At 65.5% G+C, this 15966-nt stretch carries 16 protein-coding genes; 11 read left to right on the forward strand and 5 right to left on the reverse strand.

Annotated features, from left to right (window positions below):
- Window positions 1-79: 79 nt before the first annotated feature.
- The 5 genes from OHQ90_RS10650 to OHQ90_RS10670 all read left to right on the forward strand — a co-directional run bounded on the left by OHQ90_RS10650 (window position 80) and on the right by OHQ90_RS10670 (window position 5411).
- Window positions 80-757 (forward strand): JAB domain-containing protein, encoded by a 678-nt coding sequence (locus OHQ90_RS10650; RefSeq protein WP_328409576.1) that lies wholly within the window; start codon window positions 80-82, stop codon window positions 755-757.
- Between the two features lie 143 nt (window positions 758-900).
- Window positions 901-2145 (forward strand): tryptophan synthase subunit beta, encoded by a 1245-nt coding sequence (gene trpB, locus OHQ90_RS10655; RefSeq protein ID WP_328409578.1) that lies wholly within the window; start codon window positions 901-903, stop codon window positions 2143-2145.
- A 712-nt stretch (window positions 2146-2857) separates the two neighbouring features.
- Window positions 2858-3817: a DMT family transporter gene (locus OHQ90_RS10660; RefSeq protein ID WP_442941367.1), complete on the forward strand. Its 960-nt coding sequence runs from the start codon at window positions 2858-2860 to the stop codon at window positions 3815-3817.
- A complete protein-coding gene (locus OHQ90_RS10665) occupies window positions 3814-4917 on the forward strand; it encodes a phosphotriesterase family protein (protein WP_328409582.1) in 1104 nt (367 codons plus the stop codon). Before OHQ90_RS10660 ends, OHQ90_RS10665 begins: the two co-directional genes overlap by 4 nt.
- Before the next feature lie 83 nt (window positions 4918-5000).
- Window positions 5001-5411 carry a hypothetical protein gene (locus tag OHQ90_RS10670; protein ID WP_328409583.1) on the forward strand — a complete coding sequence of 137 codons (411 nt, stop codon included), beginning with the start codon at window positions 5001-5003 and terminating at the stop codon, window positions 5409-5411.
- 114 nt (window positions 5412-5525) lie between these two features.
- Here the strand turns inward: OHQ90_RS10670 and OHQ90_RS10675 are convergent, their stop codons facing one another.
- Entirely contained in the window at window positions 5526-6527 is a 1002-nt protein-coding gene (locus OHQ90_RS10675; protein ID WP_328409585.1) for a sigma-70 family RNA polymerase sigma factor, read from the reverse strand.
- Window positions 6528-6689: 162 nt separating this feature from the next.
- Between OHQ90_RS10675 and OHQ90_RS10680 the strand changes: the two genes are divergently transcribed.
- From OHQ90_RS10680 to OHQ90_RS10690, 3 genes are read left to right on the forward strand one after another with little or no spacing between them, the layout of a single operon-like run.
- Window positions 6690-7412 carry an SDR family NAD(P)-dependent oxidoreductase gene (locus OHQ90_RS10680; RefSeq protein ID WP_328409587.1) on the forward strand — a complete coding sequence of 241 codons (723 nt, stop codon included), beginning with the start codon at window positions 6690-6692 and terminating at the stop codon, window positions 7410-7412.
- Window positions 7409-7891, forward strand: a complete 483-nt coding sequence (locus tag OHQ90_RS10685; protein WP_328409589.1) for an SRPBCC family protein — start codon at window positions 7409-7411, stop codon at window positions 7889-7891. Before OHQ90_RS10680 ends, OHQ90_RS10685 begins: the two co-directional genes overlap by 4 nt.
- Window positions 7884-8630 (forward strand): SDR family oxidoreductase, encoded by a 747-nt coding sequence (locus OHQ90_RS10690; protein WP_328409591.1) that lies wholly within the window; start codon window positions 7884-7886, stop codon window positions 8628-8630. The genes OHQ90_RS10685 and OHQ90_RS10690 overlap by 8 nt, the downstream gene beginning before the upstream one ends.
- A gap of 150 nt (window positions 8631-8780) precedes the next feature.
- Here OHQ90_RS10690 and OHQ90_RS10695 read toward each other — a convergent pair whose 3' ends face one another.
- The 4 genes from OHQ90_RS10695 to sdhC form a co-directional block, all read right to left on the reverse strand.
- On the reverse strand, window positions 8781-9554 hold the full coding sequence (locus tag OHQ90_RS10695; RefSeq protein WP_328409593.1) for a succinate dehydrogenase iron-sulfur subunit: 774 nt from the start codon (window positions 9552-9554) through the stop codon (window positions 8781-8783).
- Window positions 9554-11320 carry a succinate dehydrogenase flavoprotein subunit gene (sdhA, locus tag OHQ90_RS10700; protein WP_328409594.1) on the reverse strand — a complete coding sequence of 589 codons (1767 nt, stop codon included), beginning with the start codon at window positions 11318-11320 and terminating at the stop codon, window positions 9554-9556. Before sdhA ends, OHQ90_RS10695 begins: the two co-directional genes overlap by 1 nt.
- 93 nt (window positions 11321-11413) lie before the next feature.
- Window positions 11414-11845: a succinate dehydrogenase hydrophobic membrane anchor subunit gene (locus tag OHQ90_RS10705; RefSeq protein WP_328409596.1), complete on the reverse strand. Its 432-nt coding sequence runs from the start codon at window positions 11843-11845 to the stop codon at window positions 11414-11416.
- Window positions 11846-11850: 5 nt separating this feature from the next.
- Window positions 11851-12249: a succinate dehydrogenase, cytochrome b556 subunit gene (gene sdhC, locus OHQ90_RS10710; protein WP_328409598.1), complete on the reverse strand. Its 399-nt coding sequence runs from the start codon at window positions 12247-12249 to the stop codon at window positions 11851-11853.
- 302 nt (window positions 12250-12551) lie between these two features.
- Here sdhC and OHQ90_RS10715 point away from each other — a divergent pair, with 302 nt between their 5' ends.
- From OHQ90_RS10715 to OHQ90_RS10725, 3 genes are all read left to right on the forward strand, one after another.
- Window positions 12552-12953 (forward strand): cytidine deaminase, encoded by a 402-nt coding sequence (locus tag OHQ90_RS10715; protein WP_328409600.1) that lies wholly within the window; start codon window positions 12552-12554, stop codon window positions 12951-12953.
- 98 nt (window positions 12954-13051) lie between these two features.
- Window positions 13052-14341: a thymidine phosphorylase gene (locus OHQ90_RS10720; RefSeq protein WP_328409602.1), complete on the forward strand. Its 1290-nt coding sequence runs from the start codon at window positions 13052-13054 to the stop codon at window positions 14339-14341.
- 481 nt (window positions 14342-14822) lie between these two features.
- Window positions 14823-15920 carry an adenosine deaminase gene (locus OHQ90_RS10725; RefSeq protein WP_328409604.1) on the forward strand — a complete coding sequence of 366 codons (1098 nt, stop codon included), beginning with the start codon at window positions 14823-14825 and terminating at the stop codon, window positions 15918-15920.
- The last annotated feature ends 46 nt before the right edge of the window (window positions 15921-15966 follow it).

The following is a 15966-nucleotide window of genomic DNA, read 5'->3' on the forward strand; positions in this document are numbered from 1 at the left end:
CGGCAGGTATCGGCAGTGGGCAACATGTCGGTGAGCACTGGCATGATCCGAGGATCGCACCGCGTTCGAGGGGGATCTGATGTCGGTACCCATTGCCAACCTGCCCTATGGTCAACGACCACGCGAGCGGCTGCTCGCGCTCGGTCCGCAGGCGCTCAGCGACGGCGAGCTGCTCGCGTTGTTGCTTCGCCAGGGTCGGTGCGGTGAGAGTGCGCTGGAAATGGCCATCGATCTGCTCGCCGAATACGGCGGACTGACCGGCCTGGCCGGAGCGCGCCCCGAGGAACTGTCCCGCCGCACCGGAGTGGGCGTGGCAAAGGCCGCTGCGGTGGTTGCCGCTTTCCACCTCGGTTCGCGAGCGCGGAACAGCCCTGAGGTCGTATGTCGTTTGGACGGCGCTGCGGATGTCGTCCGGGTCGCCGGGCCGCTGTTCGCGGGCGCCCGTGTCGAGCGGCTCCTCGTGCTCGTCTGCGATGTCCAGAATCGATTGCGGCAGAAGGTGTTCGTCGCGGAGGGCGCTATCGACCAGGTGGCTGTCCCGGTCCGCGAAATCCTCAATACTGTGCTGCGTCACGACGGTCGAGCGTTCGCCCTCGTGCACAATCACCCCTCCGGCGACCCGGCGCCGAGCTTCGACGACCGGCGTGCCACGTCGTTGCTCACCGAAGCCGCCGCGACTGTCGGCTTGCGATTTCTGGCGCACGTGGTGATCGCGGGGGAGCGGTGGGCGAGCGTTCCGGCGCTCACTCGCAGCTGAGGGCTTCCCAGTCCCGGTAAACCGGTCGGTTGCTCAGCTGGAGGATCTGGGTTAGACCGAGTGTTTACCAGGCCGTTGCCGAACGCTCGTCTCAGTAGCACAGACTCGGTGCCGGATCCTCGACAGCGAAAGCGTTGGTGCTGATGACTATTGACCACTTCGCGGCACGAAACGCCTATCAGCATGGGGTATTTCCGGACGATCACGGCAGGTTCGGCGAATTCGGCGGTAGGTACGTTCCGGAAGGTCTGATGGCCGCGTTGCTGGAGTTGGACGAGGCCTACAGTCTTGCCCGCATCGATCCCGGCTTCGTCGACGAGCTCGCGGCTTTGCTGCGCGACCGGGTCGGCCGCCCGACGCTGTTTCACCAGGTGCCGCGATTTGCCGAATCGCTTGCGGTGCCGGGGCTGCGGGTCTATCTGAAGCGCGAAGACATGGCACACACCGGCGCACACAAGATCAACAATGCGCTGGGGCAGGTACTGCTGGCCAAACGGATGGGCAAGAGCCGGATCATCGCCGAGACCGGTGCGGGCCAGCACGGTGTCGCGGTCGCGACGGTGTGCTCGATGCTCGGCCTGACCTGCGTGATCTACATGGGCGCCGACGATATGAGACGACAGGCATCCAATGTGGTGCGGATGAGCATGCTCGGCGCCGAGGTGCGCGCGGTGCACACCGGCAGCCGCAGGCTCAAAGACGCGATCAGCGAATCGGTCCGCGACTGGGTGGCGAACGTGGAGACCACCTACTACCTTTTCGGTACGGCGGCGGGCCCGGCGCCGTACCCGAAGATCGTGCGCGATTTTCAAACGGTGATCGGCATCGAGGCCAGGGCTCAGATCTTGAAATCGGAAGGGCAACTGCCCGACTACGTCATGGCCTGCGTCGGCGGCGGCAGCAACGCCATCGGTCTGTTCCACTCGTTCGCCGACGATCCGCAGGTCCGGTTGATCGGTGTCGAGGCCGCAGGCCGGGGCATCGAGACCGGCGAACACGCGGCCAGTCTCAGCGCGGGCAGCCCCGGCGAAATGGACGGCGCCTACAGCTATCTCCTCCAGGACGAAGACGGTCAGATCAGCCGAACCCACAGCATCGCGGCGGGCCTCGACTACCCGGGCGTCGGTCCCGAACTCAGCTACCTCAAGGACACCGGCCGTGTCACCTACCGAGCCGCGAACGACGAAGCAGCGCTGCGGGGCATGCAGGCACTCGGTCGCAGTGAAGGCATCATCGCCGCCCTCGAATCCGCCCATGCCGTGGGGCATTTGATGGAAATGGCCGAGGACGGCGAGCTGCCTGCGGATTCGGTGATCGTGCTCGGCCTGTCCGGTCGCGGTGACAAGGATCTGGCGATCGCGGCACAGCGATTGGGTATCGGAGCCTGACGGCGGTGTATGCCGCCTGCCGTTCGACCGGTCTCACCGTCCCGTGCCCGCGGTGCCGCAGTGCCGCGGTGGATCGAGCCAAGGCATCGGGTGATCGCGAATAGCGACCTGGCGCCACAGTTCCGGACCCCAGCACGACGAACGCGGTATCGGCTGGCGCCGATACCGCGTTGGTCGATTCGATTTCGCCCGAAAGGCTTGTGATCCGCGGTTTCTCTGTGTCCGTGCGGAACGAGAACTACGGGTGCCGTTAAGGATCGTGTCACCTGGTACATGAAGGCTCCGAAAACCCAGTTGCCGGAGGGTCTGTGCAGTGTAGGTTTCGCGCGTGATGAGGGAGCTCGACCAGGATGAGCTGATCGACCAGTAAACGCTGGTCGGTAAGGAACTGAGGCTGGTTGCCACCAAGCGGGGCGCAGCGAAACTTGGGTTCGCCCTGATGCTGCGGTTCTATACCGAGCGGGCCCGGTTCCCTGGGGGCGCAGCGAGATCCCTGATGACGCAATCGAGTACGTAGCCCGACAGGTCGGAGTTGAGCGAACCGAGATCGCGTTTTGGCGACGCCGGCTCGTCTGTGGCCACCCGTCGATGGGAATGCGCTGAAGCCGGCCCGGATGGGGCGCGGGCGATCATGAACGATCACCCGAAGGGAGACCGATCTGTGTCCGAGCACGCCAAATCTGTTGTGGTACCTGCGAATCCGAGTGTTGTGGTGCGGAATGCATCTCGTGTTGCCGTTCTGTTGGTCGCGACGGTTGCAGCGGGAACGCTCAGTCCGCTGCAATCGGCTGTCAACGGGGCGCTAGGCAGCACGGTGGGGGACGGAAACGCTGCCGCGGTCGTTTCCTTCGGTACCGGGCTGCTGATCATGACCGCTGTTGTGGGTGCTCATCGGCGATGGCGTGCCCAGGCGCTGCGGCTTCCCCAGCTCATGCGGAGCGGCACCCTGGGCTGGTGGAATTACCTCGCGGGCTTGTGCGGGGCGGCGGTCGTGCTGTCCGAAGGTGTCTCGGTGGGATCGCTCGGTGTGGCCGTGTTCCAGATCTCGTTGATCTGCGGACTGATCATTTCCGGCGTGGTCTGCGACCGGATCGGTGTCACGACGGCGGTACCGCAGACCCTGTCCGGTGTTCGGATCCTGGGAGCTGGCTTGGCCGTGGTAGCGACCGCTGTGGCGATCTCCCCGAACTTCCATGTACCGCATGCGATCTTTCTTGCGGCATTGCCCTTCGGTGCGGGCCTGCTGGCCGGATGGCAGCCCGCCGGCAATGCGGCGGTGGCCCGGCACAGCGGATCACTGATCGTCGCGATAGCCTTCAACTTTCTTGTCGGTTTCGGCGTGTTGTCGGCGGGTCTGCTGATCCGATTGGCCGTGGGGACGGCGCATTTCAGCCTGCCAGCCGTGTGGTGGATGTACACCGGCGGAGCACTCGGGTTGTTGTCCATCGGGTTGATGGCGCTGCTGGTGCGCGGCCTCGGGCTGCTGCTGCTCGGCCTGGCCTCGATCGCAGGCCAGCTACTCGGCTCACTGCTGTTCAACGGAGTCGTGCCCGGAACCTACGCGTCGCTTCATGTCGTGACAGTGGTCGGGACCGTCCTCGCGCTCGCTGCTGCCGGGATCGCCGCGATTCCGGCGCGCACCACTGGCCACCGCGCAGGAGCAGCCCGGTGACCGCTGTGCAGACAGTCACCGGCCCCGTTCCGGTGAGCGAACTCGGGATCGTGCTGCCGCACGAGCACCTGTTCAACGACCTGGCCGGTGCTCGCGATCAACCGAGCCACAAGTTCACCGAATTCCTCACCACAAGCACCGTCGCCGCCGCTGCCGCGTGGGCGCTGCGCCACGACCCGTACTGTTGCCTCGACAACCTGACCGCCAAACCCGTTGACGAAGTCGTCGCCGAGATCACCAAGTTCGCCGATGTCGGCGGGAGAACCATCGTCGACGCCACATCCAGCGCCGCCATCGGACGCAACCCGGACGCTCTCGTGAAGACCGCGCGGCGAACAGGGCTGAATATCGTGATGGGTTGCGGGGCATACCTCGAGAAATTCGAAGGGCGACGGATCACAGCCACCACCGTCGATGCACTGGCCTACGCCATCGCCGACGAGCTGGCCCACGGCGTCGGACCCAACAGTGTGAAACCCGGCATCATCGGCGAAATCGGTGTCTCCCCCGGGTTCACCCCAGCCGAACACGCTTCGCTGCGCGCCGCAGCGCTGGCACAACTCGACCATCCCACCCGCGCCCTCATGATCCACCTCCCGGGTTGGCAGCGACGCGCACACGAGGTACTCGACATCGTGCTCGACCAGATCGGGGTAGCACCACAACGGGTCGTCCTGGCCCACATGGACCCGTCCGCCGCCGACACCACCTACCAGCTCAGCGTCGCCGAACGCGGAGTCTGGCTCGAATTCGACATGATCGGCATGGACATCATCTTCCCCCACGAAGGCCGCTCACCGGACCCCGATCTCATCGCAGCCGCGGTCGCGGACCTCGTGACACGGCATCAGGATCAAATCCTGCTCAGCCACGACGTCTTCCTCAAACAAATGTGGACCCGCAACGGCGGAAACGGATTCGTGTTCGTCCCGACCGTCTTCGCAGACATGCTCACCGCGCAGGGAATCAACCCCACCCTGATCAACACACTGCTGCAACACAACCCCGCCCGGATGCTGTCCGGCCACAACCAGACTGAGACCTCCCCATCGCTGGGATCTATTCCGTCGATCGCGGGATCGACGGGAAACCAGATGTAGCCCAGGGGATTTGCCTTTCACGGTGGTGAGCGACAGCGGCCTGCATCGCTGTGACCGGCCGGGCCGATGGCAGGATGGCGATCATGACCAATCGACGACTCGGACTGGCCGGATTGCTCGCCCTACCCGTACTGGCGGGAACACTCGCCTTCGGCGCCACTGCCACCGCTGCACCGGGGGCTGAACCCCCGACGATCGAGGTCTTCACCCTGCCCGGAACCGTATCGGCGACATTCCACAACCCGAACGACCGGGGCGTCTGCTGGGCGTTCAACGAAGCCACTGGAGAGATATTCGGCGGTAACAACCCCACCTCCTTCGCCGAAGCGGGTCAGACGGTCCAGTCCTCGCTGGGCGGGCTCCCGACCGGACAGGTGCGAGTGCGTGGTGCATGCGCCTGGTCGCGCCCGACCGGCAACCACGACTATGCGTCGACGACAGAGGTGATCATTGTCGATGTGACCGGCAAGCCGCCGACCGGCAGCTTCGGCTGACCTGCGCAGGGGGTGGAGCAGGGACGGCTTTATCAGAGATACTCGGCCGAATTTACGACACCTACCGAGCCGACACCGGACGCGTCGTCCCCGGCCTCTGGTGAATGCCGAGCATCAGTTGGGGAGTGATCGAGGCAACCCGAACCGTGGGAGCACGCTGTTGTCGAATCGGGTGATGGCGCAGATCCGGTCGCCGGTGAGGGTGAGGACGATGATGCCGGTCGCGTGGCGGATGCCGTCGGGAGCGCGGAGGTAGGCCCCGAAGGCAGGCTGACCATTCGCCCGCGTCGGCACGAAGTCATAGGTCCGGCCCTGGCCGATGATGCTGGCGTAGAAGCGGGCCACGGCGTCACGGCCGTGGTATTCGAGGGGAATCGGCGGCATGGAGACGCGGACATCGGTGGTGAGCAGTGCGACAAGCGCTGTGATATCGCCGGCCTGGTAGGCGCTGACGAACTTTGCCGCGAGTGCTTGCTCGGCAGGTGAGTGCGGCGCGGGCGCCGGATCCTCGCTCGGCGGCAGCCGCTGCTGAAGGCCCGCGCGGGCTCGTTTGAGGAGGCTGTTGACCGAACCGACGGTCACATCGAGCATGTCGGCCACCTCGTCGGCGTGGTATCCGAGCACCTCTCGCAAAATGAGGACGGCCCGCTGGCGGGCAGGCAGGATCTGCAGCGCGGTCACGAAGGCCAGGGATATCGATTCGGTCTGTTCGTAACGCGCCTCCGGGCCGAGGGGCACGTCGATCCCGCCCTCGAGGAGAGCATCGGGATACGGCTCCAGCCAGACGACTTCGCCGAGCCGATTCGGCTCCGGCGGCTCAACTCCGGGAATGTCCCACTCCTTGGCCGGGCGTCGGCTGGCCGAGCGCAACGCGTTGAGGCAGCGGTTGGTGGCGATCCGGTAGAGCCAGGTGCGGATCGAGGCGCGGCCCGCGAACCCGTCGAGGCCTTGCCAGGCGGCCAGCAGCGTGTCCTGCAGTGCGTCCTCGGCGTCCTGGAAGGACCCGAGCATGCGGTAACAGTGCACCTGCAGTTCGCGACGGTGCGGTTCGGTCAGCTCTCGGAACGCGGCGCCGTCTCCGGCCCGCGCCCTGGCGATCAAGTCGGCGCTCACCACGTGCCATCACTCCACCCTCGCGTCACATCTTTCTCCAGCTCTCCTAGTCGACCTCTGTATAGACACCGGCCGAGTCGCGAACTGGGCGGTGGCGGCGCGCCCAGTTTCTCGACGGCGTGGTGTCTACCTCTTCGACAGTGTGATTCGTTGCTAGGAGTTTGGATGACAATCGCCGACAAAGTGGTGCTGGTGACCGGTGCCAACCGCGGTATCGGAAAGGCGCTGGTCGAGGAGGCCCTGCGCAGAGGCGCCCGGCGGGTGTACGCGGGGACACGCCAGCCCATGGACCACCCGGACGCGCGCGTCACGCCGCTGACGCTCGACGTGACAGACGCCGAGCAGATTCGCGCAGCTGTCGAGAGCGTCGAATCCCTCGACATTCTCATCAACAACGCGGGCGTGTGTTTGTACGACGAGGTGAGCGATCGTGCCGCGATCGACCAGTCCCTCGCCGTCAACTTCTACGGCATGTATGACGTGACCCTGGCCTTCCTGCCCCTGCTCACCCGTTCTGGCGGCGCCATCGTCAATGGTCTTTCGCTGGCCGCCTTGGCCCCGTTGCCGGTGATTCCGGCCTACTCGATCTCCAAGGCGGCCGCGTTCTCCCTGTCGCAATCGTTGCGCGCCCTGCTGGCAGGTCAGGGCGTGCGCGTTCATGCCGTCCTGACCGGCCCCGTCGACACGGACATGAACGCGGCCTTCGACATTCCGAAGGCCGCGCCGGAGTCCGCGGCACGAGGCATCTTCGACGGACTGGAGAAGGGCGAGGAGGACATCTTCCCCGATCCGATGTCGGCGTCCGTGGCCGAGGGTTGGCTCGGCGGTGCCGCCAAAGCGCTCGAGCGTCAGAACGCGTCTTTTGTCGCAACACCCGTTGTGGCATGAACAACACCCGGCACGACCAGGAAATGGAGCGAACCATGAATGCGGAAAGCTACACAACCACCTTCACGGTCGATCGAACACCGGAAGAAGTATTCAGTGCCATCACCAACGTTCGCGGCTGGTGGCCGGGGGAGATCGAAGGCGGTACCAGCGAACTCGGCGATGAGTTCACCTACCGCTACCAAGATTTACACCATTCCAAGCAGCGGATTACGGAATCCATCCCCGGCGAACGGGTCGTGTGGCTTGTTGTCGAAGGCGGCCCAAATTTTGTCGAAGACAGAACCGAGTGGAAGGGCACAAGGATTTCTTTCGAGCTGTCCGAGAAAGATGAAGGGACACAGGTTCGCTTCACGCACTTCGGTTTGGTCCCGGAGTACGAATGCTTCGATGCCTGTTCGGATGCGTGGGGCTCCTATATCAACGGCAGTTTGCGGAACCTGATCGTGGCCGGGACTGGGCGGTCGGGCCATGAGTGACCTGTCGAGCCGGACCACACTCGTAGTCGGCGCCGGTCGCGGCCTGGGGCGAGGGATCGCTGCCGCATTCGCCGAGGCGGGTGCTCCCGTGGTCGCCGTCGCCAGGACCGGCTCTGAACTCGCCGAGCTGGCCGCGACCAATGCCGGCGTTCGGACCGAAACCGCGGATGCGGCAGACGCGACGGCGGCATGGAGCTTGCTGGACCGATACGAGCCGGAGGTCCTCATCCTGGTCGCCGGCGCCAACCCGGTCATGCGTCCGCTCCAGCACCAGACGTGGGAAACCTTCTCCGTGAACTGGCATTCCGACGTCAAGATCGCGTTCACCTGGCTTCGGGAGGCACTGCTGAAGCCACTGCCGCCTGGCAGCAGGGTGGTGGTGGTGAGCAGCGGTGCCGCCATCAACGGATCACCTGCCAGCGGTGGTTACGCCGGGTCCAAGGCCACTCAGCGTTTCATCGCGGCGTACACACAAGATGAATCGCGCCGTGCCGGCCTGGACATCACCGTGACGACGATCATGCCCAGGATGACTCCACACGGAGACGTGGGCAGACGAGGCTTTCGGGCCTACGCGGCCCGCAGCGGTCGCACCGAAGAGGAATTCCTGCAGGCATCGGGCGACCTGTTGACCCCCGAGATAGCGGGATCCGCCCTGGTGGAACTGGTTCGGGCCGACCCCGGGACCAGCGCCCCCGAGTACCTGCTCACCGCCGCCGGGCTACAGCAGTTGCCGTGACCAGCGGCGCGGGAGGCGATACCCGTCGGTTCCGCGCCGCCCGAATCCCTTGTTCCCGCTGTGGAGAGCGGCCCGCTTACGGGAACGACGAAGGCCGCCTTCATCTTTCGATGGAGGCGGCCTTCGTTTTACGGAACCGGTCGGGAAGGACTAGCGGGCGAACAGCAGTGCGCGCTTGACTTCCTGGATGGCCTTGGTGACCTCGATGCCGCGGGGGCAGGCGTCGGTGCAGTTGAAGGTGGTGCGGCAGCGCCAGACGCCTTCGACGTCGTTGAGGATGTCGAGACGTTCGCGGGCGGCTTCGTCGCGGCTGTCGAAGATGAAGCGGTGGGCGTTCACGATCGCGGCCGGGCCGAAGTAGCTGCCGTCGGTCCAGTACACAGGGCAGGAGGTGGTGCAGCAGGCGCAGAGGATGCACTTGGTGGTGTCGTCGAACCTGGCGCGGTCGGCCTGGCTCTGGATGCGTTCGCGGGTCGGCTCGTTACCAGAGGTGATCAGGTAGGGCTTCACCGCACGGAACGCGTCGAAGAACGGCTCCATGTTCACCACGAGGTCCTTCTCCACGGGCAGGCCGCGGATGGGCTCGACGGTGAGGGTGATGGACTTGCCGTCCTTGGGCAGCATGTCCTTCATCAGCACCTTGCAGGCCAGCCGGTTCACACCGTTGATCCGCATGGCGTCGGAGCCGCACACACCGTGCGCACAGGAGCGCCGGAAGGTGAGCGTGCCGTCCAGGTAGGACTTGATGTAGATCAGCACGTTCAGGAACCGGTCGGTCGACAGGACCGGCACCTGGAACGACTCCCAGTGCGCGCCCTTGTCATCCTCCGGGTTGAACCGGGCAACCTTGACGGTGACCATGACCGAACCCTCGGGGATCGGCGCGGGCTTCTGTGATGAGGGTGCTTCGGCTACAGCAGTCATCAGTACTTACGCTCCATCGGCTCGTAGCGGGTCTGCACTACCGGCTTGAAGTCCAGGCGGATATCGGAGATGAGCTCCGCGCCCTCCTTGTAGGCCATCGTGTGCCGCATGAAGTTCACGTCGTCGCGGTCCGGGTAGTCCTCGCGGGCGTGGCCGCCGCGTGATTCCTTGCGGTTGAGCGCACCGACCACGGTGACCTCGGCCAGCTCGAGCAGGAAGCCCAGCTCGACGGCCTCGAGCAGGTCGCTGTTGTAGCGCTTGCCCTTGTCCTGCACCGTGATCCGCTTGTAGCGATCCTTGAGTGCATGGATATCGGTGAGGGCCTGCTTGAGGGTGTCCTCGGTGCGGAACACGGCGGCATTCATGTCCATCGTGTACTGCAGCTCGGTGCGGATGTCGGCGACGCGCTCGTTGCCGTGGTCGGACAGGATCAATGCGAGCCAGTCCTGCACCATCTGCGCCGGGTTCTCCGGCATGTCCACGAATTCGGAGCGCTGCGCGTACTCCGCGGCGGCGATGCCCGCGCGGCGGCCGAACACATTGATGTCCAGCAGCGAATTGGTGCCGAGACGGTTGGAGCCGTGCACCGAGACGCACGCGCACTCGCCCGCCGCGTACAGGCCGGGCACCACGTCGGTGTTGTTGCGCAGCACCTCGCCGCGGATCTTGGTCGGGATGCCACCCATCACGTAGTGACAGGTCGGCATGACCGGCACCAGCTCGGTCACCGGGTCCACACCCAGGTAGGTGCGGGCGAACTCGGTGATGTCGGGCAGCTTCTCCTCGAGCACGTCCTCGCCGAGGTGGGTCACGTCGATGTAGACGTAATCCTTGTTCGGTCCCGCGCCGCGGCCCTCGAGCACCTCGAGCACCATCGAGCGGGCGACGATGTCACGCGGCGCGAGGTCCTTGATGGTGGGGGCGTAGCGCTCCATGAAGCGCTCACCGCTGGCGTTGCGCAGGATGCCGCCCTCACCGCGGACGGCTTCGGAGATGAGGATGCCGAGTCCGGCCAGACCTGTCGGATGGAACTGGTGGAACTCCATGTCCTCCAGCGGCAGACCCTTGCGGAACACGATCGCCATGCCGTCACCGGTCAGCGTGTGCGCGTTCGAGGTGGTCTTGTACATCCGGCCCGAACCGCCGGTGGCGAAGACGATCGACTTCGCGTGGAAGACGTGGAGGTCGCCGGTGGCCAGCTCGTAGGCGACGACGCCGGTCGCGATGGGGCCGCGGTCGGAGTCGGTCAGCACCAGGTCGAGCACGTAGAACTCGTTGTAGAACTCCACGTCGTGCTTGACGCAGTTCTGGTAGAGGGTCTGCAGGATCATGTGACCGGTGCGGTCGGCGGCGTAGCACGCGCGGCGGACCGGGGCCTTGCCGTGATCGCGGGTGTGCCCGCCGAAGCGGCGCTGGTCGATCTTGCCCTCGGGCGTGCGGTTGAACGGCAGACCCATCTTTTCCAGGTCCATCACCGCGTCGATGGCCTCCTTGGCCATGATCTCCGCGGCGTCCTGGTCGACCAGGTAGTCACCACCTTTGACAGTGTCGAAGGTGTGCCATTCCCAGTTGTCTTCTTCGACGTTGGCCAGTGCGGCGCACATGCCACCCTGCGCCGCACCGGTGTGGCTGCGGGTCGGGTACAGCTTGGTCAGCACGGCGGTGCGCGTCCGGGGCCCGGCCTCGATCGCCGCGCGCATGCCGGCGCCACCGGCACCGACGATCACGACGTCGTAGCGATGCTCCTGAATCCGCGATTCACTCATGCCTGCACCTCGCTGCGCTCAGTTCCGGCATGTGTGAAACACGCCGTGTCGATGATTCGTTCGCTGCGCTCACTCATCGGAGGTGGCCTGTTCCTAACTGATGTTGGGGTCGAAGGTGAAGATGACGTAGGTGCCGACGCCAACCACGAGGACCATCGAGATGGCCAGCGCGGTGTTCAGCCAGAACCGGGTCGAGTCCTTGCGGGAGTAGTCCGCGATCACCGTGCGCAGGCCGTTGCCGCCGTGCAGCTGAGCCAGCCACAGCATGGTGAGGTCCCAGAGCTGCCAGAACGGGCTGGACCAGCGACCGGCCACGAAGGCGAAGTTCAGTCGCTTCACGCCGCCGTCGAGCAGCAGCATGATCGCCATGTGGCCGAGCACGAGCACGATCAGCAGCAGGCCGGAGAACCGCATGAACAGCCACGCGTACTTCTCGAAGTTGCCGTTCGACCGCGACCGCGGGGACCGCGGCAGATCGAGGCTCGCGGGCCGGTCATAGGACTTACCGATAACGGGTGCGCTCATAGTGATCAGTGCTCCGTGAACAGGTAGAAGAACTGACGCCCGATCGCGGGTACCGCCAGCAGGAACCAGACCGCGAGGATGATCCAGAGCATCAGACGCTGGTACTTCGGTCCCTTGGACCAGAAGTCGACCAGGATCACGCGGACGCCGTTGAGCGCGTGGAACAGCACGCAGACGACAAGGCCCATCTCCATCAGCGCGACGATGGGGTTCTTGTAGGTTTCGATCGCCTCGTTGTAGGTATCGGGGCTGACCCGAACCAGTGCGGTGTCCAAGACGTGCACGAAGAGGAAGAAGAAGATGGTGACACCGGTGATCCGGTGCAGCGCCCAGGACCACATTCCGGGGTCGCCTCGGTACAGCGTCTTCCGCTTCGGCTGTGCCGGAGCTTCTATCGTGGTCATAGAGTGCGGTCGCCTCCAACGTCGTTGATGGACCCGGTTACAGATCCGACGCCGGCATGCAAAAAGGGGCGAATGCCCAGGTGGCTGCGTTTTGCTGTGCCAAAGAGCTAACGCGGGGCCCGCCGCCGGGAACCTGAACCGATCTGTTGTGGACTCTAATCCCCTCGCAATGCCGGAACTAATTCGGCGTGCCGTGCGTTGCGCGACATTCCGGAGAGTTAGGTTTACCTTTCTTGATGCGTGAAGGGTTGCGCGGCAGTCCTCGCGCGGCCTGATTCGGGCTGGTTCACGGGAGGTCGTCGATGTCGGAAATCGACTGGAATATATTGCGCGACAATGCAATTCGAGTTATGCGCAACGCCTATGCGCCGTACTCGCGGTTCCCGGTCGGCGCGGCGGCGCTCAGCGCCGACGGTCGAATTGTAAGCGGATGCAATGTGGAAAATGTCTCATATGGGTTGGGCCTGTGTGCCGAATGCGTACTCATCGGTAACTTATTTTCGGGTGGTGGCGGCCGCTTGATAGCGGTCTCTGTGGCCGATTCTCGCGGCGAAATCCTGATGCCCTGTGGGCGGTGCCGGCAGTTGCTCCATGAGCACGGCGGCGCCGATCTTTTGATCGACCACAAGTCCGGACCCGTTGCGCTGCGAACCTTGCTGCCCGATGCCTTCGGTCCCGACGACCTGGACGCCGGGCAGCAGTAACTATCGGCCCCAGCCCTCGAACGAATGATGCGGCGAGGCTATCGGAGGCCACCGGCAGGAACCAGGGCTCGAACGTGTCCCGTGCCAGACTGGCGGCTGTGACGGCATGGGACGCGGTTTCGATCATCACCACCAAGCGGGACGGCGGGGAGCTGTCGGACGCGCAGATCGACTGGGTGGTCGACGGATTCACCAAGGGGGCGGTGGCTGACGAGCAGATGGCCGCGTTGGCGATGGCCATTGTCTGGCGGGGGATGACGCGGCGCGAGACCGCGCGCTGGACCGCCGCGATGATTTCCTCCGGCCGTCGGATGGACTTCACCGATCTGCCGCGGCCGACGGTGGACAAGCATTCGACGGGCGGCGTCGGGGACAAGATCACGCTGCCGTTGGCGCCGTTGGTCGCGGCCTGTGGTGCGGCGGTGCCGCAGCTGTCCGGGCGTGGGCTCGGCCACACCGGCGGCACGCTGGACAAGCTCGAGGCCATCGCGGGCTGGCGGGCCGATGTGACAGTGCCGCGGATGCGCGAGATATTGACAGATCCCGACATCGGCGCCGTGGTGTGCGCGGCGGGCGCCGATCTGGCTCCCGCGGACAAACGGCTCTACGCGTTGCGCGATGTCACCGGGACCGTCGAATCCATTCCGTTGATCGCCAGTTCGATCATGAGCAAGAAGATCGCCGAGGGCACCGCCGCGCTGGTGCTGGATGTGAAGGTCGGCGCGGGCGCGTTCTTGAAGACCATCGAGGGCGCACGCGAATTGGCGACGGCGATGGTCGAACTCGGCACCGACGCGGGCGTGCGAACGGTCGCGCTGCTGACCGCGATGGACACTCCACTCGGACGCACCGCGGGCAATGCGCTCGAGGTCGCCGAGTCGGTGGAGGTGCTCGCGGGCGGCGGTCCTGCCGATGTCGTCGAGCTGACTCTCACCCTGGCTCGGGAGATGGTCGCGCAGGCCGGGCTCGACGTCGACCCCGCCGATGCACTGGCCGACGGCCGCGCCATGGACCACTGGCGCGCCATGATCCAGGCACAGGGCGGCGACCCGGACGCGCCGCTACCCCGCGCGAAGCACACCGAAATCGTGCGTGCCGAGCACGACGGGGTGCTCACCGGCCTCGACGCCATGGGTGTCGGTATGGCCGCATGGCGGCTCGGCGCGGGCCGCGCCAGGCAGGGCGACCCGGTGCAAGCCGGTGCGGGCATCGAGATGCATGCCAAGCCGGGTGATTCTGTCACCGCGGGCCAACCCGTGCTCACCCTGCATACCGATACTCCGGAGGCGTTCTCCGGCGCTGTCGCGGCGCTGGAAGGAGCTATCACGATCGATGAGGTGGGACCGAAGCTGGACACGCCGTTGATTCTCGGACGAATCGGTCACTGACTCGATCGGCATCTCCGGGGCCGACCGTGATCCCGTACCGAGTGTCGCTACCAGCCTTGCCGCGCCCGCGCCGACGTGGGCATCGCCATGCCGCCGACCACATGGTTGCGCTTGCCGGGCTGCCCACCGTCGCTGCCCGCCTGACTTGTCGGCCCCGGAACAACAAGTCTGCTCCGCCACCATGATCATCGGCGGCCTCCTGATGTGCCGACGTTGGCACGCATATCGGTCGAATGCCTTGGCTGCCAAGGGAACCCGTCGTCACCGCAACCGGATGCCGGATGCGGCCGGTCGCGAACGCCATCACGTCGGCGGCGGTTTCGGTGCGTGGCCCCAATTACCGCACCCGGCGGCGAACGGCCACTCGAGCAATGAGGATGAGGTCGACGTCTCTACGGCGGCGCGCCCGAGAGGGCAATCACAAGTGACGACGCGCACCAAGTGGGCTGCCGCAGCGGTGACATGCAGCTAACGTGTGGTCATGACAGGACCGATGCCTTTGACCCTTGCCTCGATCCGCCAAGCTCCCAAAGCGCTGCTGCACGACCACCTCGACGGTGGCCTGCGACCCGCGACGGTTTTGGAGCTCGCCGCCGATTGCGGTTACGACGACCTACCCGCCTCCGACGAGACGGCGCTGGCCGCGTGGTTCCGCGACGCGGCCGACAGCGGTTCGTTGGAGCTCTATCTGGAAACCTTCGCCCACACCGTCGCGGTGATGCAGACACCGGAGGGTTTGCGCCGGGTCGCTCGCGAATGCGCGGAAGACCTGGCCGCCGACGGCGTGGTGTACGCCGAGGTGCGCTTCGCGCCCGAACAGCACCTGGAGCGCGGCCTGACCCTGGACGAGGTGGTCGAGCACACCCTGGCCGGCTTCCGCGAGGGCGAGGCGGCGGCCGCGGCGGAGGGCCGCCCGATCGTGGTGATCTGCCTGCTCACCGCCATGCGGCACGCGGCGCGCTCGCGGGAGATCGCCGAGCTCACCGTGCGTTTCCGTGATCGTGGCGTCGGCGGTTTCGATATCGCGGGCGCGGAAGCGGGTTTCCCGCCGAGTAGACATCTCGATGCTTTCGAATACATGCGCGCCAACAGTGCGCACTTCACCATTCACGCGGGTGAGGCCTTCGGTCTGCCCTCGATCCACGAGGCCCTCGCCTTCTGTGGTTGCGACCGGCTCGGCCACGGCGTGCGGATCACCGACGACATCGCTGTGCCGGGCGCGATCGAGGACGCCAGCCTCGGCCTGGTCGCAAACTATGTGCGCGATATGCGGATTCCGCTCGAGTTGTGTCCGTCGTCGAACGTGCAGACCGGTGCGGTCCCCTCGCTGGACAAGCATCCCTTCGACCTGCTTGCCCGACTGCGTTTCCGCGTCACCGTCAACACCGACAACCGGCTGATGAGCGACACCAGCATGAGCAAGGAGATGGCGAAGCTGGTCGACACCTTCGGCTACGGCTGGAGCGACCTGGAACGTTTCACCATCAACGCCATGAAGTCGGCCTTCATCCCGTTCCCGGAACGTCTGCGCATCATCGACGACATCATCAAGCCGGGGTACGCAGTTTTGCTCGGATAGCCAGGGTGGCAAGGGCTTTCGCGCGGGTCCGGCTTGCCGGGCGCGC

The organism is Nocardia sp. NBC_00403 (genome assembly GCF_036046055.1).
GTDB lineage: Bacteria > Actinomycetota > Actinomycetes > Mycobacteriales > Mycobacteriaceae > Nocardia.